The 23,383-nt window shown below is 32.8% G+C and carries 23 protein-coding genes; 16 read left to right on the forward strand and 7 right to left on the reverse strand.

The features are described from left to right. Positions 1-11 precede the first annotated feature (11 nt). Complete coding sequence (locus NST63_RS07850) at positions 12-1,307, reverse strand: VTT domain-containing protein (RefSeq protein ID WP_212943473.1); 1,296 nt, start codon at positions 1,305-1,307, stop codon at positions 12-14. 504 nt (positions 1,308-1,811) lie between these two features. After that, positions 1,812-2,192, reverse strand: coding sequence for a YkvA family protein (locus NST63_RS07855; protein WP_212943472.1), 381 nt, complete (start codon positions 2,190-2,192; stop codon positions 1,812-1,814). A 134-nt stretch (positions 2,193-2,326) separates the two neighbouring features. Between NST63_RS07855 and NST63_RS07860 the strand changes: the two genes are divergently transcribed. After that, positions 2,327-2,866 (forward strand): Chromate resistance protein ChrB, encoded by a 540-nt coding sequence (locus tag NST63_RS07860; RefSeq protein WP_212943471.1) that lies wholly within the window; start codon positions 2,327-2,329, stop codon positions 2,864-2,866. Positions 2,867-3,260: 394 nt separating this feature from the next. Here the strand turns inward: NST63_RS07860 and NST63_RS07865 are convergent, their stop codons facing one another. Then, positions 3,261-3,569 (reverse strand): hypothetical protein, encoded by a 309-nt coding sequence (locus tag NST63_RS07865; protein WP_341041756.1) that lies wholly within the window; start codon positions 3,567-3,569, stop codon positions 3,261-3,263. A gap of 973 nt (positions 3,570-4,542) precedes the next feature. Here NST63_RS07865 and NST63_RS07870 point away from each other — a divergent pair. Genes NST63_RS07870 through NST63_RS07880 form a run of 3 tightly spaced genes read left to right on the forward strand, consistent with a single transcriptional unit; the run spans position 4,543 to position 6,373 of the window. Further along, positions 4,543-4,773 (forward strand): WYL domain-containing protein, encoded by a 231-nt coding sequence (locus tag NST63_RS07870; protein WP_212943469.1) that lies wholly within the window; start codon positions 4,543-4,545, stop codon positions 4,771-4,773. Between the two features lie 2 nt (positions 4,774-4,775). Continuing rightward, positions 4,776-6,044 (forward strand): Y-family DNA polymerase, encoded by a 1,269-nt coding sequence (locus NST63_RS07875; RefSeq protein ID WP_341041758.1) that lies wholly within the window; start codon positions 4,776-4,778, stop codon positions 6,042-6,044. Beyond that, entirely contained in the window at positions 6,041-6,373 is a 333-nt protein-coding gene (locus NST63_RS07880) for a YolD-like family protein (protein WP_341041759.1), read from the forward strand. Before NST63_RS07875 ends, NST63_RS07880 begins: the two co-directional genes overlap by 4 nt. Positions 6,374-6,725: 352 nt before the next feature. Here the strand turns inward: NST63_RS07880 and rpsD are convergent, their stop codons facing one another. Then, entirely contained in the window at positions 6,726-7,328 is a 603-nt protein-coding gene (gene rpsD / locus NST63_RS07885) for a 30S ribosomal protein S4 (protein WP_058006060.1), read from the reverse strand. A 389-nt stretch (positions 7,329-7,717) separates the two neighbouring features. Here rpsD and NST63_RS07890 point away from each other — a divergent pair, with 389 nt between their 5' ends. Continuing rightward, entirely contained in the window at positions 7,718-9,577 is a 1,860-nt protein-coding gene (locus NST63_RS07890; RefSeq protein ID WP_341041760.1) for a sensor domain-containing diguanylate cyclase, read from the forward strand. A gap of 59 nt (positions 9,578-9,636) precedes the next feature. Here NST63_RS07890 and NST63_RS07895 read toward each other — a convergent pair whose 3' ends face one another. After that, positions 9,637-10,116, reverse strand: a complete 480-nt coding sequence (locus NST63_RS07895) for a GAF domain-containing protein (protein ID WP_212943464.1) — start codon at positions 10,114-10,116, stop codon at positions 9,637-9,639. Positions 10,117-10,305: 189 nt separating this feature from the next. Between NST63_RS07895 and refZ the strand changes: the two genes are divergently transcribed. The 4 genes from refZ to thiI all read left to right on the forward strand — a co-directional run bounded on the left by refZ (position 10,306) and on the right by thiI (position 15,654). Beyond that, complete coding sequence (gene refZ / locus NST63_RS07900) at positions 10,306-10,938, forward strand: forespore capture DNA-binding protein RefZ (protein WP_212943463.1); 633 nt, start codon at positions 10,306-10,308, stop codon at positions 10,936-10,938. A 269-nt stretch (positions 10,939-11,207) separates the two neighbouring features. Continuing rightward, positions 11,208-12,899 carry a septation ring formation regulator EzrA gene (gene ezrA, locus NST63_RS07905; RefSeq protein WP_341041763.1) on the forward strand — a complete coding sequence of 564 codons (1,692 nt, stop codon included), beginning with the start codon at positions 11,208-11,210 and terminating at the stop codon, positions 12,897-12,899. A 398-nt stretch (positions 12,900-13,297) separates the two neighbouring features. Continuing rightward, the gene (locus NST63_RS07910) at positions 13,298-14,449 is read left to right on the forward strand and encodes a cysteine desulfurase family protein (protein WP_212943461.1); all 1,152 of its coding nucleotides are present in this window, start codon (positions 13,298-13,300) and stop codon (positions 14,447-14,449) included. Further along, the gene (thiI, locus tag NST63_RS07915) at positions 14,446-15,654 is read left to right on the forward strand and encodes a tRNA uracil 4-sulfurtransferase ThiI (RefSeq protein ID WP_341041765.1); all 1,209 of its coding nucleotides are present in this window, start codon (positions 14,446-14,448) and stop codon (positions 15,652-15,654) included. The genes NST63_RS07910 and thiI overlap by 4 nt, the downstream gene beginning before the upstream one ends. Positions 15,655-15,885: 231 nt before the next feature. Here the strand turns inward: thiI and NST63_RS07920 are convergent, their stop codons facing one another. Continuing rightward, positions 15,886-16,104 carry a hypothetical protein gene (locus tag NST63_RS07920; protein ID WP_341041766.1) on the reverse strand — a complete coding sequence of 73 codons (219 nt, stop codon included), beginning with the start codon at positions 16,102-16,104 and terminating at the stop codon, positions 15,886-15,888. A gap of 309 nt (positions 16,105-16,413) precedes the next feature. Here NST63_RS07920 and NST63_RS07925 point away from each other — a divergent pair, with 309 nt between their 5' ends. From NST63_RS07925 to rarD, 3 genes are all read left to right on the forward strand, one after another. Further along, positions 16,414-16,608, forward strand: a complete 195-nt coding sequence (locus tag NST63_RS07925; protein WP_058006052.1) for an alpha/beta-type small acid-soluble spore protein — start codon at positions 16,414-16,416, stop codon at positions 16,606-16,608. A 164-nt stretch (positions 16,609-16,772) separates the two neighbouring features. Next, positions 16,773-18,359, forward strand: coding sequence for an acyl-CoA synthetase MbcS (gene mbcS, locus NST63_RS07930; protein ID WP_341041768.1), 1,587 nt, complete (start codon positions 16,773-16,775; stop codon positions 18,357-18,359). A gap of 245 nt (positions 18,360-18,604) precedes the next feature. After that, a complete protein-coding gene (rarD, locus tag NST63_RS07935) occupies positions 18,605-19,534 on the forward strand; it encodes an EamA family transporter RarD (RefSeq protein WP_212943457.1) in 930 nt (309 codons plus the stop codon). Between the two features lie 81 nt (positions 19,535-19,615). On the opposite strand, the gene NST63_RS07940 is transcribed toward rarD, so the two are convergent. Beyond that, on the reverse strand, positions 19,616-20,413 hold the full coding sequence (locus NST63_RS07940; protein ID WP_212943455.1) for an NAD kinase: 798 nt from the start codon (positions 20,411-20,413) through the stop codon (positions 19,616-19,618). Between the two features lie 106 nt (positions 20,414-20,519). On the opposite strand from NST63_RS07940, the gene sppA reads away from it, so the two are divergent. The 4 genes from sppA to ytfJ all read left to right on the forward strand — a co-directional run bounded on the left by sppA (position 20,520) and on the right by ytfJ (position 23,305). Beyond that, positions 20,520-21,527, forward strand: a complete 1,008-nt coding sequence (gene sppA, locus NST63_RS07945; protein ID WP_212943454.1) for a signal peptide peptidase SppA — start codon at positions 20,520-20,522, stop codon at positions 21,525-21,527. A 12-nt stretch (positions 21,528-21,539) separates the two neighbouring features. Beyond that, on the forward strand, positions 21,540-22,061 hold the full coding sequence (locus NST63_RS07950; protein WP_212943453.1) for an RDD family protein: 522 nt from the start codon (positions 21,540-21,542) through the stop codon (positions 22,059-22,061). Positions 22,062-22,134: 73 nt separating this feature from the next. Continuing rightward, positions 22,135-22,812 (forward strand): DUF2953 domain-containing protein, encoded by a 678-nt coding sequence (locus tag NST63_RS07955; protein ID WP_212943452.1) that lies wholly within the window; start codon positions 22,135-22,137, stop codon positions 22,810-22,812. A 22-nt stretch (positions 22,813-22,834) separates the two neighbouring features. After that, on the forward strand, positions 22,835-23,305 hold the full coding sequence (gene ytfJ, locus NST63_RS07960) for a GerW family sporulation protein (protein WP_058006046.1): 471 nt from the start codon (positions 22,835-22,837) through the stop codon (positions 23,303-23,305). Positions 23,306-23,383: the final 78 nt, after the last annotated feature.

Raw genomic sequence — 23,383 nt, forward strand, 5'->3', positions numbered from 1 at the left:
GTATTTTCACATCATTTATCTTTAGTTAAATCGCTTTTTATTAGAGATAATAAACGAAACATCTCCATTGTAAATACCATACCAGTGACCCAAACTGCGCTAAAAACATAACCTGCTAATAAATCACTTGGTTTGAGATGATGAACATAAATTGCACTAATAAAATACCCGGCTAAAATAAAGATAAACACAAAAAACATTGCACCTATATAAAAATAATTTCTGCTATGGCGCATCATCATAATAAAGAAAAAAGCAAAGGTCATCACAAAAAGCGCTGCTTCACTATTTGGAAAATCAGGACTGATCTTATTTTTACTAAGCATGTAATGAAATATCCATCGAATTCCTTTTGAAAAAAGAACCCCCCCAATTAATGTTGAAACAAAAAAGGTCAACTCAAGCCATTTATTTTTTCTATTAATAAAGATTACAACTATTGTTAATAGTGCAATTGCACCCAAGACCTTCCAAGATGAAAGGGAAAATACAGAATACATTATCCAATGCCAATGAACATTAAATATTGTAAAAATAAGGGTATTTACTATGATGTTTAAATGGCCAAATTCATTACTGATTAGATCTTGAATTAATCCAACCATTAACGTAAAAAAGGTGATAAATAAAATGAAGATGAACAAAATTAAAAACTTTATCTTTAAAAAACTTTTAAACCTTCTAAAAGCAGCCTGATGTAGTAGAACTATCGATTCTTTAATATAATTTTTATTTGTTCTAAATATAAAATAGATAAGTGCAAAAAAACCGATTACGATACTGAACAATACTACCCATTTTTTTATTTCGCCTTGATATTGATCCCATTGAGGTCCGAAAACATTCCCCAGAGTTATGAATGTCCCTACCCAAAGGAAAACTCCAATATAGGAGAAGATACAGAATGAAACAAATGGTAGCTTAATCACACCAGTAATAATACTGGCAATATGTCTGACTCCAGGAATAAAATAAGAAATAATTAGTAAAACTTTTCCATACTTCCCATACCACCTGGACATTCTTTCCATTTTTTCTGGGCCCATGTGAAAATAGTGACCAAATTTCCTGAAAAACGGAACTCCAAGTTTATATCCTATCCAATAAGATATAGTAGCTCCTGCCACGCCACCAACCCCTGCAAAGAGAATGGAAAGAATGATATTCATTTTCCCTTGATAGCAAAGAACACCTACATAACTCATTAGTGCTTCATTAGGAATAGGGACGATTATAAGTTCCAACAAAAGTGATAAGAACAAAACAATATATCCATAATGATTTAATAACTGGATCATTTCATTCATCAATTTACATCTCCAATTTAAACAATAAAAATGCTAAAGTATCCACAATGTTCAATAAAATAACCTTATGCTACTCCACATATCATCCACCTGGAAAGAATATTTAATTTATCATTGTAAAATATAAAATCACTATTGATAACAAAGGTTATTATTAGTAATGCCCAATGAAATGATTTCGTTGGGATGAATAAAGGTTAATAAACTTTTAACTTTTTGTATTATCCAAGAAATGATTGAAAAAATAAAAATTACAACACTGATAAAACAATTAACAGTGGGGACTTCATTTTAAAAATGAAAGTGGTAACATGACCATAGTTTTTAAAGATTTCAAAAAGAATTGATGATGTCACAATATCAAATATACTTATAAATAAAACAGAGAATGATAGGTATAAAATATCCGTTGGTCGGATTATTTTTTTATTATCCTTTTCTTAATATCAATAAAATATCCCTTAACATTTAACCTCTTTAATATAAGTTCCAATGTTCTCACTCCTATTGAATGAATAGAGTTACAATCCAAAATAAAACCACAATCCACAGGAGTATGATGATTGTTCCAGCAATCCAATTTTTGTAGTTTATCTTCTCTAATTTCTCTACTTTATTCCAACATTCCTGAAGGACATCCTTCGGTATCAATTTCAATACTAAGATAATTCCTAGTGGGATAAGGATAATATCATCCAAATAACCTAGCACTGGAATAAAATCAGGAATTAAATCAACTGGACTAAATGCATATGCTACGACAATAATGGATAAGAATTTTACTAATATAGGAGTTCGGGGGTGTTTGGATGCTTCTATTAATACAAAAATATTTTGTTTTATTTTATTCGCTTTAGATTTTAATTTCGCAATTGCTTCCCCCACGTATGTATCCTCCAATAAAGATGCTTCTTTTATAATAAAAGTGTAACTTATGATATTTGATAATGCAACAGATGTTACACTTTTAAAGTTGTGGTAAAATAAAAGAAAAATTCACTTAAGGGGTTTTAAACTTTATGGGATTCAATGGTTGGATTATTTTTGCATATAAAATTCCTTCTGAACCGTCTTCAATTAGAGTTAGGGTATGGAGAAATCTTAAATCAATAGGGGTTCATTACATTCAACAATCTGTCTGCATTTGTCCAAATACGAAAGAGCTACTTAAAAGATTAAAAAAATTAGAATTACTTATTGTTGAAAATGGTGGAGAAATTACTCTTTTAGAAGTTGAAAAATTATCTACAAAATCCGAAGAAACAATTTTAGATGAATTTAATCAAGAACGTACACTTGAATATCAGGAATTTATTGAGGAATCGGAAAAGTTTTTAAATGAAATAGAAAATGAAACAAAGAAAGCCAACTTTTCATTCCGTGAAATTGAAGAGAATGAAGTTGAATTACGACGGTTAAAAAATTGGTTAATAAAAATAAAAAAAAGAGACTTCTTTCAATGCCAATTGCAAAAACAAGCAATAACACGTTTTGAGGAATGCGAAAAGACATTTGACAATTTTACGGAAAAGGTATACAGAAGTGAAGGAATTACTTAAGAGAATAAAGATAAAAAAGTTTCCTTGTTAATGTAAGTCATTTTAAAAAACTTTTTAGGAAACAAAAAACGGACGTTGGCTTTAAGAATATTCAGCGTCTTTTATATGTTTTTATAAATTATTCTTATTAATCAATATCGCTTTAAAGGAAAGAGTGCAGGGGAAATTATGAAACTAACCTACCCCATCGGGGAACAAAAAAATCTCCGTAACGTCTTAATCTTCTTTAGCTCTTGCTCCCCGTAGTTTAATAAAGTTAGTTAGTAATTGATAAACCTATACTAAAATAAAAAAAAGCTTTGCCAGTAATTCAAGCGAAAGCCCCTTTTAATGTACATTTTTTAACCTGTATTGTAAAAGGATGAAGTTAAAAACTCCATCCATGGTAAAAAAGTTAAAAACTTTCATCGAATTCTCTACGTCTACGTCTCTCTTCAACATCAACATCAATATCAATATTAAGGTCTTGATCCTGGTCGTTTTCTTGTTCTTGTTCAGCTCTAACGTTCGAATTACTTCTGCTGTTTAAACGAACATCTACTCTTGAATTACCTGAGTTTGTTACTGTTGCACGAGCTATATTGGTATTTCTATCAAAGTTGCGTACATTTGACTCAGCCTCTGATTCGGATTGATTTCTTAAACGATTGTCAATATCTGTGTCAACATCAACATTTGTATTATTATTTCGCCTTCTTTCCATTTTAAAATTCCTCCTTATTCATTTTTTCACAATTATTATATTCGCTATCTATAATGTGGCCTGGTCATATGTACTAGCACTACTACCCATTTTTAGTAAGACAAATACTCTAGAACCCTATACCGTATTATTCTTGTGTTTAGTTGAAAAGATGTTTATAATCCCAATGCTACTCAAAAAAACAAACAGTTCCAAAAAGAAAATTATGTTTCAGATTTATATATACTTAGTAACTATAAAGAATTAATGCAATACATAAATAGCTTTCCCTAAAAAAGAGCCAGTTAACTCTTTAAAACACTGTTTATAAGTTCCTTATTCTTGTTCCCTTGAAGTCGCCAAAGAAGTCGTCGTCAAGGTTTTCTTCAATTCGCGTCTCCTTCTTTCGAATTCATTTTCAAAGTGAGACCTAAGTTCAGCCCCTTCCATTTCATAAGTCTATGAGAAAAGAGCCTAAATTAAAGTAATTAACTAAAAAATTCCGTATTAGACTATGTTACTAATACTAATGTCTATATCCATTACGCATATCTCTTTCGTCTACTCCTATTTACTTGGTATCTATAAAAATTTATACCATTACTCCCAAATAATTTCTATTTATTTTCCAGTAAAAAACATTGAATAAAGAACAGTTGTTCGCATATAATAAGAACAATAGTTCGTATTATGTGGAGGTAATAAATAATAGGGGTAAAAATTCCTAAAAAACTAAACCTCAAAGACCTACTCACGATGAATTTGAATTAGAGAGTATGTTTGTTGAAACATATCAAGACAAAACTTTAGTTAACCTTAAAAGTGTGGAAGGAAGGGGGAGTTCAACAAACGAAAAGGCACCATCACTAAAATGGATATTCAAACAAAATTAATATATTACATGTGGAAAGTAAAATGGAAACAATAAAGATTCCTTTTATGGATATACTGCAGGTATCAACTGCCCATCATTAGAAAATAGGAGGGACAATCGATGAAAGGGTTACTTCATAAAGCTTCAACTGCTGGTGAAAGGCTTGAAATGATCTATCTGTCCAATAAAGGTGAGATCACTCAACGTATTATCAAAGTGAAGAAAGTTGGAGAGGATTATTTTCGTGCATATTGCTATACAAGAAACCAGATTCGCACTTTTAGTATGAGTAACATTTTATCGATTGGCCCTGTTAGAAAACATCATAAACATCTTAGAAAAGGGGCTTAATAATGATTAATTACGATGAACTTCCACATAATCAAATTCTTTGTATTGATATGAAGTCGTTTTACGCTAGCTGCAGCGCCGTAATGAAAGGATTGGATCCTATGACATGTTATCTTGCTGTAGTTGGTAACAAAGAGCAACCTGGTAGTATTGTGCTTGCTGCCTCACCACGATTAAAAAAAGAATTTGGTGTTAAATCAGCATCTTCTAGGCTTTTTAATATTCCGGATGATAAGCGAATTGTAATAGAAGAAGCTAAAATGTCTTCATATTTAAAAATATCTACAGAAATCATAAAAATCTTTAATAAGTATGCTCCAATGGAAGATATCCATGTTTATTCTGTTGATGAAAGCTTTATTAAGGTCGATGGATTGAAAAATCTTTTTGGTAATGCTTATACAATTGCACAGATGATCAAAGATGGGATTTATAAAAATTTTGGTTTGCCTTGCACTATTGGGATTGGACCTAATATGCTTATGGCAAAATTAGCCTTAGATTTACAATCTAAAAAAGTACCAAGTGGTATTGCTGTATGGACCTACGAAGATATCCCATCCAAACTATGGCCAGTGTCTCCATTAAGTGAAATGTGGGGGATAGGGAGGAGAATGGAAAGAAATTTAAATAGAATGGGGATCTTTAATGTAGGACAATTAGCAAAGTATCCTTTGGAAATGTTAGAAAAGAAATTTGGAATAATTGGAAACCAACTTTATCATCATGCCTGGGGAGTAGATTTATCTGATCTAGGTGCACCACTTTTACAAGGGCAAATAAGTTATGGAAAAGGACAAATACTCCTTCGTGACTATAAAGAAGAGCATGAAATTAAGGCGGTGATATTGGAAATGTGCGAGGAAGTTGCACGTAGGGCGCGATCTGCTAAAAAGGCAGGACGGACAATAAGCTTAGGCATCGGATACAGTGACTCTGATTTTGGAGGGGGATTTCATCGATCACATACTATTGATGAACCAACTAATGTTACAATGGATATTTATAATGAGTGTTTAAAGCTTTTTCATCAATTTTATGAGGGGAAAAGTGTACGTCAAATATCAATAACACTTTCAAAAATCACTGATGATGTGACATTACAATTAAATTTATTTGAGCCTGATAAATTGAAATTACATGACTTAGGTTATGTTGTAGATAAAATAAGGGATCGCTTTGGTTCCGCAGCATTATTGAGAGCTGTATCTTTTACTGAAGCTGGAACATCACTGAAACGTTCAGCACTTGTTGGGGGTCATAAAGCATGATTCGTGACAGAGGTAATAAGAAATGGGTATCACTTATGCTCCCCGAACATATCAAGATGTTAAAGGATATGAAAGTGGATCTAAATAGACAAAGTAGACCAATGATTGATGAATACCAGGTTCAGGAGTTTGAAGAACGGATAAAGTATGCACAAGAATATAAGTTGCTGCTGGAATTCAGTATATTTGATCTGGGTTTTATAAAAAATAGTATTGGAAGAGTCATTAAATTAGATCCTTTATCCAAGCAAATTAAGATAAAGACAATGAAATCTGAATTTGAGTATATAAATTTCACCGATGTTATAGAAATTAAGATTTTAGATTAAAACCGCCCGCGTGGACGGTTTATTTTGTTTCTCCATTTATTAAAATCTTTATCGCATTTATAGATCCAGTAACACCTACTACATTATTAACTCCTTAGTTTCAATGATTCATGACCACCTTGTGATAATGGGCCACATGCTTTAACAAGGATCGTCACTTATTCAAAATGTTCTAAAATAAGGAGGGAAGCAGTATAAAATGAATGGATCTCATCTGTCCACTTATTAGAAAAGGAGCCCCAAAAGACCTCCAATCAATTACATGAGAATACATTATTCTACAAACCTAAAAAACACAAAAAGCCTAGAAAACATTGATTTATCAATGTTTTCTAGGCTTTTAAGATTACTATTAACGAGAGTAGAACTCAACGATGAATGATTCGTTAATTTCTGCTGGTAATTCAGAACGTTCTGGTAAACGAGTGAAAGTACCTTCAAGTTTATCTGCATCAAAAGTAAGGTATTCAGGTACGAAGTTATTAACTTCGATTGCTTCTTTGATGATAGATAAATTGTTAGATTTTTCACGAACACCAATTGTTTGACCAGGTGCTACGCGGTAAGATGGAATATCAACACGCTTACCATTAACAAGAATATGACCGTGGTTAACAAGCTGACGTGCTTGACGACGAGTACGTGCTAAACCTAGACGATATACAAGGTTATCTAAACGTGATTCAAGAAGAATCATGAAGTTTTCACCGTGCTTACCTTGCATTTTTCCTGCTTTTAAGTAAGTGTTATGGAATTGGCGTTCATTTACTCCATACATATGGCGAAGCTTTTGCTTCTCTTGTAATTGAAGACCATATTCAGATAATTTTTTACGTTGGTTTGGACCATGTTGTCCTGGTGCATAAGGGCGTTTTTCTAGTTCTTTACCAGTTCCGCTTAAAGAAATGCCAAGACGACGTGATAATTTCCAACTTGGACCAGTATAACGAGCCATTTAAGACTCCTCCTTCATTGTTTTTATTTTGTATAAAATAAAAACCAGGTGTGAACAAAAATTAAGTGTATATTGTTTTCATGTACCATCGCCCTAGCAGCAGAGGGTTACGCGATACACCTCATTTTAGAAATAGAATCTAAAACGGGAACAACATACGATCATAAAGTTGTCCGCAAAGGCTGCATTATTTTACACAAAGAGTATTATATGATGGATAAATTAGAAAGTCAAGTTAGCTTGAATAGCTTAATAATAAATTGTTAAGAAGATAATGCAAAAAAAATAGAATATAGTATAATAGTACTAGATGAAATTCGGAAATAAATAGGTATTAAGGATTATTATTGAAATTTAAAATTTGAAATTGATTCTATAGGTGATAAAAAATGAATCTTAGCGTACAAAATTTCTTATTATATTATAAATCTAGACTATTTGATTTAATGGAAGCTCCTAAAGATAAAAGAATTACTGAATGGATATCCATCCTTGTAGAGTGTTTGGAAGTCAGAAAAGCAGTTTTTTATAAGAGAAAGAAGGAAATTAATAATCAGCTTTGTTTGGAATATACATATTCAAATGAAGAGATTGAGTATCCAAATTGTATAAATAAAGAAATAATACAGTCTTTGTTTAGTGAATCTAATTATGTTGATCGAAAAAAGCTTGTGGAATATCCAATGCTTTTTGAGGGGTTTAATTCTGCATTTAATTTTATATATAAGGGACAAGAAGTTGGCTGTTTGTTTTTATGTAGTAATGAAGATAGTCTGAAAAAATATATTGCCCCGCATCAAACTTCTTTTATATATGAGAGTGGAAAATTTATTAGTGTTTTAGAAAGCATCTCTTGTATTGTGGAAGAGGAAAAGAAATTTAAAGAATTATTTAGAGTGACTGAAACATTTCATGATTCAATGGATGTGGATGCGATTTTATATGAAATTATAAATACACTTAGAAGAGTTTTTCCGCACTTTACATATACTTTACTATTGTCGAATGATACTAAACATGATAAGAATTTACCGATAAAAGAAATTCAATTCGATGACGCAGACGAAGCTGTGATGAAATCCTTTCTAAATGGGGAAACCAATATTGTGGAAAAACCTCAGCAAAAAACGATGCTATACGCCCCATTAAGCGGTAAACAAGGTGTTTATGGTGTATTGCAAGTAGTCACCTTTTCTTCCTTTGTTTTTCAAAATAGCGAAGTAGAATTTATTCGTTTACTTGCAAATACAGGTGGAAGTGCATTGGAAAACGCTAAATTATATGAACAATCTCAACGATTAGTTGAGGATCTACAGTTGATTAATGAGACGTCACATCGATTAAATTCATCAGCAAGATTAGATGAAACCTTACATTTTCTTAACTCACAAATATTAAAATCATTTCACACAAATATTACTGGATATTTTTTATTAAATGAAGAAAAAAGAACGATTTTGGATGGGAGTCATGATTTTTTTACAACATCCCAAGGTAAGGCATATCTTGATTTTGTTACAGATGTAATGATGAAAAGAAAGGAATCAATTATTTTTAGTAATGTTAAAAAGCAAATGGAACATTTATCTCCTTATTCATCATTAATGGCTGTACCTATGATTGAAGGGGAAACCATTAAAGGGTTCTGTGTTGTTTTAAATGAACAACCCTATTATTTTACATTTGATATGTTTAAATTATTTCAGTCTTTAATTCATCATTCAACATTAGCTGTCACCAATTCAATGTTAAGAGAGGAATTGGAAAAGATGGTAATAACAGATCATTTGACACAACTATATGCAAAAAACTATTTAAATGATACAATCCAACGATCCATGGAGAATGATGAAGAAGGAACATTCCTCCTATTAGATATTGACAATTTTAAGGTAGTCAATGATACATATGGACATCAAATTGGTGATGAAATCTTAATACAAGTAGCAAAATTAATTAACCAAAATATTCGACAAACTGATATTGGGGCACGATGGGGAGGAGAAGAACTAGCAATCTATCTTCCGGGTGCACCATTGGAAGTAGGAGCTCGTGTAGCGAATAGATTAGTGAAAGCTGTCTATGAAAATACAAATCCGCAAGTGACAATCTCCTGTGGGGTTTCCTATTGGACGAGGAATAGAGAGGATCAGGTGCCGAATCTTTTTAATCGGGCTGATATTGGTTTATACCTTGCAAAAGAGTTGGGAAAGAATCAAGTAGTTGTACAAGAGGTTGGTAATAAGTAGTGTGAAAAGGAGCTTTCCTGTAACGGAAAACTCCTTTTTTCATCTATCAACAATTGATCTTATAAATGTTTAACTAAAGCGTCAACAAATTCTTTTAAATGTATCTCATCAACTTCATCGAACCGATTGATTTCTGGACTATCAATATCTAATACACCGATTACTTCATTATTTTTTATAATTGGAACGACAATCTCTGACTGAGAAGCAGAGTCACAGGCGATATGGCCTGGGAATTGATTTACATCCTCGACCCTTAAAGTTTTACGTTCTTTAACCGCATTACCACAAACACCTTTTCCAAAAGGGATCCGAACACATGCAGGAAGTCCTTGAAATGGCCCTAATACGAGCTCATTTCCTTCTACTAAATAAAAACCTACCCAATTGATTCGATCTAAAAACTGATTCAGTAAGGCTGCTGCATTACTTAAATTTGCAATCATATTAGACTCATCTTCAATAAGTGCAGTAAGTTGCTTCTTTACTAATTGATATTTTTCATCTCGTGTACCTTCATAGGCTGTCGTATGAAACATAGTCATCACCCAATCTCAACAAATTTTTACTTAAAGCAACAAATTCTCATTGATTATACAGGATATTGTCGATATTTTCTTAAAGGAAAATATTTGGATCAACAAGAAATAGTATATTAAACAGTTGAATTACTTTTAGCATAAATAGATGATTGATTCAAGCAAAATGATTGAAATGAGGGATATCAGATGGCGAAGATGTCTACAAAGGATTCGATTATTGATGCAGCCATATCATTATTTAATATTAAAGGATATTCGGGAACATCGGTGAGAGATATTGCCAAAAAAGCAAGGGTGAATCCTGCAAATATATCCTATTATTTCGACGGAAAACAGGGCCTTCTAGAAAAATGCTTTATTCATTTTTTTGAAGCCTATCTGACATTTTTTGAGGAAGAAGCTCAATCATTAAAATTTGATCGTCCAGAAAATTGTTTAAAAAGAGCCATCTACAAGATTTTATATTTTCAAAGTACCAATCATTTATTAGCACGATTTGTTTGGAGAGAGGTATCCATTGACTCTCAAATTGTTAGAGAAATTACCTCTTCATACTTCATGAAAGAAAGATATTTAATTAAAAAATTAATTGAAGAGATAAATGCAGGAAAAGTATTTTCGAATTCAGATATTCATTTTTTGATTATTCAACTAAGGAGTTTGTTAACCATGCCATTTCTTAATGGGCAGTACTTACGTGAGGTCTGGAATGTTTCTCCTCATGAGCGATACTTTGTTGAAAAATACTATCAGCATCTTGATAGGTGGATTGAAGAATCACTAGTAAGTAGGAATAGTCGCTTAAATATTCCTGTCTAATATAGGCTGTTTTCGTATAGTTTGTCGCTCTTTTCCCAGTGAATTGATGTATTAGTTCGTTAAGAGGATGATTCAGTACATTACTGGACCATCCTTCTTTTTTTTTATAAATCATACAAATGAACTAGAAAGCTCTACGAAAATTGTAAAAAATGTTTAATTTAATAGTCAAAAATTGTCGTTACATGGTATCATTAATACTACATTACATATTTAATTAATTGATTTATTAAAAATAGATAAGTGAACGTTGGAACAGGAGGCTTACGATGGAGTTAGTCATCGGCGCAATCTTAATTATTCTCATCATATTTGTAAGTGGTTATATTATTAAGAAAAAATTTTATAAAGAAATTGATCGACTTGAATCTTGGAAAATTGAAATTATGAATCGTCCCGTAATAGACGAACTAGGAAAAGTAAAACAGCTTAACATGACCGGTGAAACCGAGGAAATGTTTGAAAGATGGAGAAAAAATTGGGATGACATTGTTGCTGTAGAACTACCTGATATTGAAGATCACCTGTTTGATTCTGAGGAATTTACGGACAAATATCGTTTTAAGTTGGCAAAGGAGTCGAATCAAAAAATAGAAGCCATTCTAACAAACATTGATGCAAAAATAGATAAAATTCTTGGGGAGTTAAATGAATTGATCGGCAGTGAAGAGTCAAATCGTGCTGAAATGGAGGAACTCAGTGCCGAGCATAAAAAAATAAAAAAGACATTATTGATTCAGCGCCATACATATGGAACATCAATTGATGCATTAGAAAAGAAATTAGATTCTTTGTCGGAACAATTTGTTGTTTACAATGATCTTACAGCAAATGGAGATTACTTGAAGGCAAGAGAAGTTGTCATCATGCTAAAAGATGAAATTCAAACACTTACTGAAAAAATCGAAAAAATTCCAGACTTAATTACTGAGGTTAACATCATCCCTTCACAGTTAAATGAGATTGAAGAAGGATATAAAGAAATGATTGACCAAGGTTTCATATTGGATCACCTAAACATGGATAAAGAGTTGGAAGAATTAAGAAAGTCGTTAGAGATCAGTACGGATCTTCTTGTGAAAACAGAAGTTAAAGAAGTTGAGTCAGGAATATATGAGCAAAAGGAAAAAATAGACCTATTATATGAATTGCTAGAAAAAGAGGTTCATGAAAAGCATTTTATCATTAAAAATCGTGAAGAAACAAAGAACCAATTAGAAAGAATAAAAGAATCAAACGAACAAATTAAAGAGGAAGTTAATTTTGTCCAACAAAGTTATCAATTATTAGACGGAGAATTGAATACGCCTTATAGTTTGGAGAAACAATTAACAAAATTAACGAAGAGATTTGAAGCACTTGAAACTAAGATTACAGAAGACCATTCTGCATTTACGATTCTTGGTGCTGATTTAAGAGAAATACGTGAAGGGATAGAAAAGCTAAATCAGGACCAACACGATTTCTCATTACATTTACAAAACTTGCGAAAAGATGAATTAGAAGCACGTGATAAACTTACTGAATTAAGAAGAAAAACGAATGAGGCAACAAGGCTCATTACCAAAAGTAATATACCTGGGCTTCCAGATGATTATAAACAATTAATGGATGATGTTAATAAACATATTCAAGATGTTTTTAAAAGCTTAAATGAAAAACCTTTGAATATTAAAGTTATACAAGATTTCTTGCAGAACGCAATTGAAGCAGTAGATGTTTTCTATAATAAATCTGTTGAAATGATTGAGACAGTCGTGTTAGTTGAGAAAGTCATACAGTATGGGAACCGTTACCGTGCAAGAAATCGAAACCTTGCAGAAGGTTTACAAAGAGCAGAAGAATATTTTAGAAGCTATGATTACTATTCAGCTTTAGAAGAAGCCGCTTCAGCAATCGAAGGTGTAGAGCAGGGAGCACTGAAACAAATTGAGGAAATGATAACTAAAGAAGAAATTTAGGACGATGGCAGAGTTGCTTTCGTCTTTTTACTTCTAGATAACACAGTTATAATACTAGATCTATAAAAAAGAGTTATCCTAGATTTTCCTTGGTGAAATGTGTTAGGAAGATTAAAACTAAAAAGAGATAAAATGCAGAAAGTAGTTTTTTATTAGGAGTCTGTTCTCAAATTGTTGCTATAGCTAATAGATATAGGGTGAAGACCATCTTCTCCCGCTTTCGTTTATTGAGAAAAGAGCTGCCAATTATACAAAAAAAATCTTTGTCTAAAAGATAGTTCCAAAGACGAAATGATTCCCATGTTATCATGGTGAAAGCTAATCAAGGAACTTGCGCTTTTCTCATCCTATGTTATGATTTATCATTGTTGGAATATTAAATATGAAGGTGTTAATGAATGATTTATTTTGATAATAGTGCAACAACGAAACCTTATAATGAAGTAATTGAAGCATTTGCAAAAGTTTCCCAAGAGTACTATGCAAATCCTTCTTCACTTCATAATTTTGGTGGAAAAGTCGAAACATTAGTTCATCAGGCAAGAAAACAAATCGCTTCACTTTTACAAGTGAAGGATAATGAAATATATTTTACTTCAGGTGGTACAGAAGGGAATAATCTAGCGATTAAAGGGACCGCTCTTCAGTATCGTTCTCGTGGGAATCACATTATTACCACAACTGTTGAGCATCCATCTGTTTATGAAGCTTGTGAGCAATTGCGCTCATTAGGTTTTGACATTACCTATTTGCCTGTCAATCAAAAGGGACAGGTTGAGCTAGATGATCTCAAATCGGCCATTAAAGATGAAACTATACTGGTCTCCATCATGCATGTTAATAATGAAATGGGTACAATCCAACCAATTGAGGAAATTGGCCAACTACTAAATGAATATTCTAAGATTTTGTTTCATGTTGACCATGTTCAAGGAATTGGAAAAGTCCCGTTAAACTTAAAACAAGCTCATGTGGATTTTTGTACGATTTCTGCCCATAAAATTCATGGCTTAAAAGGGAGCGGAATTCTTTATATCCGTAATGGTGTTCGAATTTCTCCATTATTTTCAGGAGGAAATCAAGAAAATAAAGTAAGAAGTGGTACAGAAAATGTAGGTGGAATTGTCACAATGGCAAAAGCACTTCGATTAACTGAAGCCCATCGGAAGCAAAAACTTGAAGAAATGATTTCAATAAGAGATTTTTTAATTTCAAGTTTAACGAAGCTTTCAACTATAAAGGTTCACACAGTCCCATCCGTTTCTGCACCCCATATTATTAATTTTTCTGCGATTGGATTAAGGGGAGAAGTAGTTGTCCATGCACTTGAGGCTGAAAAAATCTATGTATCAACGACAAGTGCTTGTTCTTCTAAGCAAAAATCAATCAGTAGGACGCTTCAAGCAATAGGGGTGACTGAGGATATAGCCGAAGGCGCAGTTCGTATTAGCCTTTCGTATGAAAATACGATGGATGAAGCAAAAATATTTATGAGTAAGTTAGAAAGTATAATTAATAAATTGAATGAAGTAATGAGGGATACACATTGAAATATGACCGCATATTAATTCGATATGGTGAACTATCAACAAAAGGTAAAAATAGAAACCATTTTATCACCCATTTAAAAAGAAATATTCGCAGCGTCTTAAAGGAATTTAAAGGACTTGTCATTCAAGGTGGGCATGACCGAATGTACATTCTATTAAATGGGCATAATAGTCAACCAATAATGGAGGAACTTTCAAAGGTTTTTGGAATTCAGTCCTTTAGTTTAGCAGTAAAAACAGAAAAAAATCTTGATGAAATGAAAGATGTAGGCTTAACACTTGTTAAACAGCTGTATCAAGAAGGAATGACTTTTAAGGTTTCAACAAGACGTGGGGATAAATCATTTCAATACGATACAAATGATATCAATCATGCGATTGGCTCACATATTTTAATGAATATGGATTCAATTAACGTCAATGTAAAGAAACCCGACATTAATCTGATTGTTGATGTCAGAAGGGATGGCGTCTATTTATCAAGTGAAATTATTCGTGGTGCAGGTGGTCTTCCAGTTGGTTCTTCTGGAAAGGCTATGTTAATGCTATCTGGAGGAATAGATAGTCCTGTTGCAGGTTATTTAACAATGAAACGCGGTGTGAAAATAGAGGCGGTTCATTTCCATAGCCCACCTTTTACTAGTAAACGTGCAAAGCAAAAAGCCATTGATCTTGCTAAAAAAATGGCCCCTTATAATGGGAATGTAAAAATGCATATTGTTCCATTTACAAAAATTCAAGAGATTATCCATAAGGAAATTCCAGAAGGCTATTCAATGACAGCAACTAGAAGAATGATGTTAAGAATTACGGATGAAATACGACGCAAGAACAGTGGTCTTGCTATCGTAACCGGAGAAAGTTTGGGGCAGGTAGCTAGTCAAACTTTAGAAAGTATGATTGCAATTAATGATGTAACATCAACGCCAATTCTTCGTCCATTAGTCTCAATGGATAAAATAGAAATTATTGATATTGCTCAAAAGATTGATACATTTGAAATATCCAATTTACCGTATGAGGATTGTTGTACGATCTTTACTCCTCCTGCACCAAAAACACGACCAAAACTTGATAAAATGCAGTATTTTGAAAGTAAAGTCGATTTTGATTCACTTATTCAGGAAACATTGCAAAATATAGAAACGATTAATGTTTCAACGGAAGTGAAAGAAGATATAGAGGATTTTGCTGATCTACTCTAAATTTTAATTATTGCTGATAAATTATTACAGGTAGTATTGGAGAAAAGAGCTTTAATAAAAACAGATTTTTTATCGACATTAATAATTTTCGGTAAAAAATCTGTTTTTTTATAGTGTTTGAATTAGGTACATTACTTGTATTATCATCAATAATGATTTTTTTATTGAATAAGTGTGTTGATGAATGCTACTACGATTATTACCAATACAAAGTATCCACTGTTTACCTTTTTAGTTCCCTTCACAAACAAATATCTTATAACAATCTTCAATGATTTTATAGAGAATTAACAATAAAATAAGCAATGGAATGATCCAATACCAATGGTTTACTCCTGATTTAATGTTTGCTGTTACAAAACTTATTATCAATAAACCGATAATAAAAGTAATAAATGTAACCAAATCTTGTTGTCGTTGTTTAAATAACCATTGAAATCCTTTGATCATTTTACTCCTTCTTTCTACATAAGAACTACAACTAGATCGTGGAAATTTTTAAATATTTATTTGATCATATTTCAATCAGGCGATGGGAACAAATTACTGTACTTGCAGAAGATAATTAGATAAATAATTGTTTTTTTAGATAAGTAACCATTCTTTTATTACCGAACACGTGACGATAAAGATAAATAGTTAGGAAGGTATAAAAATTTACTAGAAAAATCCTTATAAAAAAGGAAGAATTACCAATAGAAATTCCGTATGAAGGTATGTGTTTTCGCACACTCTATACTCACAAGGAGGTGAAGACACATGCCAAACAATAATCAATTACTAGCACCAGGAGCGGAACAAGCATTAGATCAAATGAAGTATGAAATTGCTCAAGAATTTGGTGTAAATCTTGGAGCAGATACAACTTCACGTGCTAACGGATCAGTTGGTGGTGAAATTACAAAACGCCTTGTATCTATGGCTGAACAACAATTAGGTGGAAGTTTTCGTTAAAAAATTTAATATTTTGGCTTAGGGAAGCGGCATAACCCGCTTCCTTATTTGTGTTCCTCTCTCTCAGCTAACTATTTTAAATTTTAAAATTATTTAGTATAATATTAAATAGAGTAATGAGTTTGAGGATTTTATCACCTAATTATTTGTAAGGGGGAAACATTATGAAGCGTGAAGATTTATTAGCACCTAAAGAGTACAATATTGTTGAAGAGATAGAAAAATATGCATCTAGTCCTTCAAAATTAGCCATTAAATGGGTGAATGAATTAGGTGAAACTAAAGAAATTACATATAAAGAATTAATAAATAAGGTAAATAAAACGGGGAATGTTTTTTTAGAGAATGGACTTAAAAAAGGAGATACTATATTAGTCATCATTCCAAGAATAATTGAAGCTTATCAAGTGTATCTAGCTGCATTAAAAACAGGAATAGTTGTTATTCCATGTTCAGAAATGCTAAAAACGAAAGATTTACAGTATCGCATTGAACATGGAGATGTAAAAGGAGTCGTTTCATATTTTCCTTATATTGAAGAAGTTAATCAAGTAAAAAATTCTAATGAGCTTAAACGTTTTGTGATAGGAAAGGAAACAAATGATTGGCTTTTATTAGATCAATTAATGGAGAATGCAAGTGATGAATTAGATATAGCAAAAACATTACAGGATGATATGGCATTTCTCTCTTATACATCAGGAACAACCGGAAATCCCAAAGGTGTGGTACACACTCATGGATGGGGCTATGCCCATTTGCGAACTGCTGCACCTCATTGGCTTGGTATTAAAGAAGATGATATTGTTTGGGCAACAGCTGGTCCAGGGTGGCAAAAATGGATTTGGAGCCCCTTTCTTTCTGTATTAGGATCAGGTGCAACCGGTCTCGTTTATTATGGGAAATTCGAACCTAAAACCTATTTAAATCTTCTTGATAAATATGGAGTGAATGTTCTATGCTGTACGCCAACAGAATATCGTCTAATGGCTAAAGTTGATAATTTAGCCGACTATCAGCTGAAGCAACTGCATAGTGCTGTTTCTGCAGGAGAACCATTAAATAGAGAAGTAATAGATACTTTTGAAAAGCATTTTCAAGTAACAGTACGTGATGGATATGGTCAAACGGAAAATACATTATTAGTTGGTGTGACAAAAGGGATGAGAGTAAAACCTGGATCAATGGGCAAACCGACACCTGGAAATCGTGTGGAAGTGATTGACGAACATGGTGTACCATGCAATATAGGTGAAGTCGGAGATATCGCCGTTCATATTGAAACACCCGCATTATTCCAAAAGTATTATAAAGATCCTGAACGTACGGCTATGCAATTTAGAGGTGACTATTATATTACAGGAGATAAAGCGAAAGTAGATGAGGATGGTTATCTTTGGTTTGAAGGACGGTCTGATGATATTATTATCAGTTCTGGGTATACGATCGGGCCATTTGAAGTGGAGGATGCACTTGTAAAACATCCAGTAGTTAAGGAATGTGCAGTTGTCGCAAGTCCAGATGATGTGCGCGGGAATATCGTCAAAGCCTATGTCGTACTAAGAGATGGAGTCGTTGATTTGGATAAAGAGAGCCTAGTTAAAACATTACAGGATCATGTGAAAGACTTGACAGCACCTTATAAATACCCTCGTGAAATAGAATTTATAGATGAATTGCCGAAAACAACTTCTGGTAAAATAAGGAGAATTGAACTGAGACTTAAGGAATATGAAAAATTAAATAAATAAATGTATGAGCAGATGAAGCTGTTTGAAGACTAGTCAAGCAGCTTCATCTGTTTTCTATTCTCCTAGTATAATGGCGAAATAATAATAACTTCGCGATAATCAACGGCTAAAGAAAGGCAATATAGTAAGAAGTTTACTCTGTTAAAATTTTTGTCTGAAAATATTGTTAAAAAAGGATTGTATTCATATATGATACGTTTTAAAATAGTAATTATTTCGAAAATCTAAAGAATAGAGGAATTTGGATGAAACATGGGGAAAAAATAGGTGTTTTTTATGCTGCCTTTTCATACATTATCTGGGGAGTTCTCCCTGTATATTGGAAATGGCTCAGCAGTGTATCTGCTGAAGAAATATTAGCAAATCGGATATTTTGGTCTTTTATATTTATGCTTGTGCTTTTAGCTGTAACTAAAAAGTGGAAGGTGTTTTTACAAACATTAAAAGACTTAAAGGTCAATAAAAAGGTATTTCTTTCACTTATTTTAGCCTCTCTTCTCATTACTGCGAATTGGTTTATTTATATATGGGCCGTTAATGAGAATCATATCGTGGAAACAAGTCTTGGCTATTATATTAATCCACTTATAAGCATATTATTAGGGGTTTTCATTCTAAAAGAAAAACTGAATAAAGCACAAATCATCTCATTCTGTATTGCTGCACTTGGTGTATTAATATTAACAATTTCCTATGGCGATTTTCCTTGGATATCTTTTAGTCTAGCAATAACTTTTGGACTTTATGGATTAGTAAAAAAGATGATTAAAGTAGATTCTGCAATCGGTTTAACCCTGGAAACTATGACAGTTGCTCCACTTGCGTTAATATATATGATTTATCTATTGTTTACTAGCAATTTTTCATTTTTAAATGGATCGTTAAAAATCGATTTTCTATTAATTGGAGCTGGAGCAGCTACAGCGATTCCATTACTCTTATTTGCTAAAGGAGCTCAAAGAATTCCTTTGTATTTATTAGGATTTCTCCAGTATATTGCCCCAACGATTATGCTTATTTTAGGTGTACTTGTCTATCACGAACACTTTAGTACTGCACACATGATTGCATTTATTTGCATATGGACTGCAGCTATTGTTCTATCAATTGGTAATTCAAAATGGTTTATAAGTTTGACGAATCGTATCAAAAAAGATAAAAGCTTCAGTGCATAGAAAGGAGCAATCCATAGTGATTGCTCTTTTCTATTAGTAACTTGATCAAATTTTGTTTTTAGAAGAGCAAGATTGTTTTATTTATAAAAAAATTCTTTGCACTTTCTCCCAGAAAGAATTATCTTTTAATTTTACAGTTTTAATTTTTTTATCGTTTAATGAGATATCAATTTTATCAACATGTTGAATACTGATTGCTTCATTATCCATCCCCATGATAGGATAATCATTTCCAGACTGGACGACTTTTAGTGTTAGTTTTCTGCTACCACTGAGAATAAATGAGGAGCCTAATGTTCGATATTGATTATTATTGAGCGATGCCAACTCGCTTACCTGTATACAAGGAAGAAGTGGATCAACAATCGCGCCATTCACGGATTTATTATAGGCTGTACTCCCAGTTGGTGTGGCAATTAATAATCCATCTCCTCTAAAGGTTTCAAAGAGGAGGTCGTCGATGTAAACGTCCATGACAAATGTTTTAATGATGCTAGATCGGATGCTAAATTCATTTAAGCAATAGAACGATCCTTGTTGATCAATATTGACTTGAATAATTGGATATCTTCTTACTTCGATTTTATCCTTGTTCATCGCTTCAACCATTTCGGATAGGTCATCAATATGAAAATCACAATACATTCCTAAACGATCCTTTGTTGATACTCCTACATATAAACAATCATCTCTAAATCCAGATTTACGAACAGCTTGTAAAAAGGTTCCATCACTACCAACACTTACGATAATATTAGCGTCTCGATCATTCTCAACGATATGAAAGTCATATTGAATCGCGGTCTTTTTTAGTAATTCTACTTTTTCTTCTATATTTTGTTGATTACTATAAAAATAAATATTCCTCCGTTCAGACATATAGAAACCCCTTTCTATTCTTTCTGTTTTAACGATTTCTAAAATCTTGCAAATGAGTATATAATTAGTTTACCATTTTTACATAGGAAAAGGGAGGAGATGACAAATGAATAAAAAAAGATGGGCTGCATTAGCTATTGCAGTATTTCTATTTGGTGTTTCTATTATTGTAAATGTAGCAACTGTAGCTTTCACGACGGACATAACGTCAATTTTTGATGAAATATTCACTAAGCCTGAACGATCATTTTCCGAGGAAATTATTGAGGATGGAAATGAATTGAGGAAAGTAGCTGTTCTTGATGTAGAGGGAGTGATTCAGGATACTGGAAGTAGTTCATTGCTTGATAGTAGTACATATAATCACAAAGGATTTATGGAACAACTTAATTATGTAAAAAATAATAATGATATAAAGGCAGTTATTTTAAGAGTGAATTCTCCTGGTGGAGGGGTTGTTGAGTCTGCTGAGATTCATGACAAAATTATCGAAATTCAAAAGGAAACGAAAAAGCCAGTGTATGTATCAATGGGAGCAATGGCGGCTTCAGGTGGATATTATATTTCTACTCCAGCAGACAAAATTTTTGCCACTCCTGAAACGATGACAGGTTCGCTTGGAGTGATTATGCAAGGAATTAACTACTCTGAACTTGCTAAAAATTTCGGGGTTGATTTTGTAACTATTAAAAGTGGACCTTATAAGGATATCATGAGCTCATCAAGAAAAATGACAGAAGATGAGAAGAAAATTATTCAAAACATGGTTAATAATTCATATGATGGATTTGTTCGTGTAATAGCTGAAGGGAGACATTTGACTGAAAAAGATGTTCGTAAGATTGCCGATGGTCGCGTTTACGATGGAAGGCAGGCAAAGGATCTCAATTTAATTGATGATTTTGGTTATCTAGATGATGTTATTGAGCAAGTGAAAAAGGATTATCATTTAAAAAATGCAGAAGTAGTTCGCTTTTCAAATAATGGGGGATTCGGATCACTTTTTTCTTTGACTGCTCAAAAGTTAATGGGACGAGAAGCCGAGGCGACAGGTTTATTAAAAATGTTATCCCAACCTAATGCTCCTAGATTGATGTACATGTATTCCGAATAAGGAGGGAGTAGAATGACAGAAGATAATAATGTTGAGCAGGAAATACAGTTAGCTGCTGGATCACAAGGAGATGTTATAAATACTCTTCAGAAAAACATCGAATACGAGTATGCTGGATTTTGGATGAGATTTTGGGCCTATCTTCTCGATTTAGTTGTTATCGCGAGTATTGAACGCTTGATCATCAAGCCCGTTTTCAGAGTAGCAGATCTATCCTTTGATTCCAGTATGTTTTCTCCATTTACTATTGCTTCAGTGTTAATTTTTTATTTTTATTTTATTCTTATGACAAAATACTTTCATGCAACAATTGGTAAAATGGTTTTTGGATTGAGGGTTATATCCTTAAAAGAAAGTAGGCTCTCATGGTCGACAATTATTTTTCGTGAAGGAATTGGCCGATATATCTCAGTTCTCATTAAATTATTATACTTACTCGTTGCATTTACACCGAAAAAGCAAGCCCTGCATGATATTTTTGCAGATACCTCAGTGATATATGAACGTGTAAGAAAACAATTTCAACCTGCTTGATTTTTTCCCGCTAAAAGCGGGTTTATTTTTTTGCTCCTTTGACGATAATGGTAGGCTGAAAGGTTGTGAAAAAATGATCGTTGCTCTCATTACTATTGCAATTATTTTTCTTTTATTTTTGGTTATTTGGTTTACAACGGTCAGCATTTTAATTGATTATTCCCATAGACAAGACGATGATCATTTAATCATTCAACTGATTATTTGGAAGGTGATCCGTTACAAGATAAAAGTGCCGAAAATCAAAGTAGAACAAGATGAACCTACCATCACCTTTAAAAAGGAAACAAATACGGGAACAAATGAGCACAGTGAAATTACTCCTGAAGAAATATCAGATAAGCTAGCTGATTTTAAGGAGCTGCTTGAGCATGTTCTTGGATTAAAAACCATCATTTCAAAATTTTTAAAGAAAATTAAAGTTGAACAGCTGGAATGGTATACAACTATTGGTCTTAAAGATGCAGCACTTACTGGGAAAATTACCGGTGTTATTTGGGCAGTGAAGGGTCTACTGATTGCCTTTCTTAGTATGCATATGAATCTTATTCAATTACCTACTTATTCAGTTACGCCGTCCTTTCAAATACCTTTATCTGAAACAACACTAAAATGTATGTTTAAATTACGAATCGGGAATGCTATTCTAGCAGGATTAAAAGTATTTAAGTTTTGGAGAGGCGGTAAGGGATCATTTAGAACTAAACCTTTATCGAAAGTATCGAAGGAAGATCCTGGTCAATCCATGTAAACAAATTGATAGGAGGATTTCTATGAGTGAACATCCGATTGAAGGATTAATGTCAGCTGCAATGGAAAACTTAAAGGAAATGATTGATGTTAATACCATTATTGGGGATCCTGTTGAAACACCAGATGGAAGTGTGATTTTAACTGTATCAAAAGTTGGATTTGGATTTGCAGCTGGAGGAAGTCAATTTAATGCAAGTGGGAAATCTGAGTCTGGTAGTCAAGGACAAGGAAGTAAAAACGAACTGCCATTTGGTGGAGGTAGTGGGGGTGGAGTTTCGATTACACCGATTGCCTTTCTGATAGTAAACTCTCAAGGGGTAAAAATGCTTCATCTTGATGAAGGTACACATTTGCTAGAAAAAATATTAGATGTAGCACCAAGTGTAGTAGATAAAATTCAGGCAATGATGAAGAAAAATAACCAGAATACAGGCTCGAACGGGTGGAAAAATCATCAGCCATCTACTCAGAAACAAGATTTTGACTTTTAAACTCGCCAATGGCGAGTTTTTAATTGGAAAAAATATAAATAGTTCAGTATGATAAAGAGAGATGAGTAAATAAAGGAG

The sequence above is a fragment of the Heyndrickxia sp. FSL W8-0496 genome (assembly GCF_038007825.1).
Taxonomy (GTDB): domain Bacteria; phylum Bacillota; class Bacilli; order Bacillales; family Bacillaceae_C; genus Heyndrickxia; species Heyndrickxia oleronia.

Excerpts from the sequence above, each read along its gene's own strand:
- NST63_RS07920 (WP_341041766.1), bottom strand. The coding sequence starts at position 16,104 with ATGATCAAAGGATTTCAATGGTTATTTAAACAACGACAACAAGATTTG.
- NST63_RS07910 (WP_212943461.1), top strand. The coding sequence starts at position 13,298 with ATGATTTATTTTGATAATAGTGCAACAACGAAACCTTATAATGAAGTA.
- NST63_RS07950 (WP_212943453.1), top strand. The coding sequence starts at position 21,540 with ATGACAGAAGATAATAATGTTGAGCAGGAAATACAGTTAGCTGCTGGA.
- NST63_RS07925 (WP_058006052.1), top strand. The coding sequence starts at position 16,414 with ATGCCAAACAATAATCAATTACTAGCACCAGGAGCGGAACAAGCATTA.
- rpsD (WP_058006060.1), bottom strand. The coding sequence starts at position 7,328 with ATGGCTCGTTATACTGGTCCAAGTTGGAAATTATCACGTCGTCTTGGC.
- NST63_RS07860 (WP_212943471.1), top strand. The coding sequence starts at position 2,327 with ATGGGATTCAATGGTTGGATTATTTTTGCATATAAAATTCCTTCTGAA.
- NST63_RS07875 (WP_341041758.1), top strand. The coding sequence starts at position 4,776 with ATGATTAATTACGATGAACTTCCACATAATCAAATTCTTTGTATTGAT.
- ezrA (WP_341041763.1), top strand. The coding sequence starts at position 11,208 with ATGGAGTTAGTCATCGGCGCAATCTTAATTATTCTCATCATATTTGTA.
- NST63_RS07870 (WP_212943469.1), top strand. The coding sequence starts at position 4,543 with ATGAAAGGGTTACTTCATAAAGCTTCAACTGCTGGTGAAAGGCTTGAA.
- NST63_RS07895 (WP_212943464.1), bottom strand. The coding sequence starts at position 10,116 with ATGTTTCATACGACAGCCTATGAAGGTACACGAGATGAAAAATATCAA.
- NST63_RS07955 (WP_212943452.1), top strand. The coding sequence starts at position 22,135 with ATGATCGTTGCTCTCATTACTATTGCAATTATTTTTCTTTTATTTTTG.
- rarD (WP_212943457.1), top strand. The coding sequence starts at position 18,605 with ATGAAACATGGGGAAAAAATAGGTGTTTTTTATGCTGCCTTTTCATAC.
- refZ (WP_212943463.1), top strand. The coding sequence starts at position 10,306 with ATGGCGAAGATGTCTACAAAGGATTCGATTATTGATGCAGCCATATCA.
- mbcS (WP_341041768.1), top strand. The coding sequence starts at position 16,773 with ATGAAGCGTGAAGATTTATTAGCACCTAAAGAGTACAATATTGTTGAA.
- sppA (WP_212943454.1), top strand. The coding sequence starts at position 20,520 with ATGAATAAAAAAAGATGGGCTGCATTAGCTATTGCAGTATTTCTATTT.
- NST63_RS07890 (WP_341041760.1), top strand. The coding sequence starts at position 7,718 with ATGAATCTTAGCGTACAAAATTTCTTATTATATTATAAATCTAGACTA.
- NST63_RS07880 (WP_341041759.1), top strand. The coding sequence starts at position 6,041 with ATGATTCGTGACAGAGGTAATAAGAAATGGGTATCACTTATGCTCCCC.
- NST63_RS07940 (WP_212943455.1), bottom strand. The coding sequence starts at position 20,413 with ATGTCTGAACGGAGGAATATTTATTTTTATAGTAATCAACAAAATATA.
- NST63_RS07850 (WP_212943473.1), bottom strand. The coding sequence starts at position 1,307 with ATGAATGAAATGATCCAGTTATTAAATCATTATGGATATATTGTTTTG.
- ytfJ (WP_058006046.1), top strand. The coding sequence starts at position 22,835 with ATGAGTGAACATCCGATTGAAGGATTAATGTCAGCTGCAATGGAAAAC.
- NST63_RS07865 (WP_341041756.1), bottom strand. The coding sequence starts at position 3,569 with ATGGAAAGAAGGCGAAATAATAATACAAATGTTGATGTTGACACAGAT.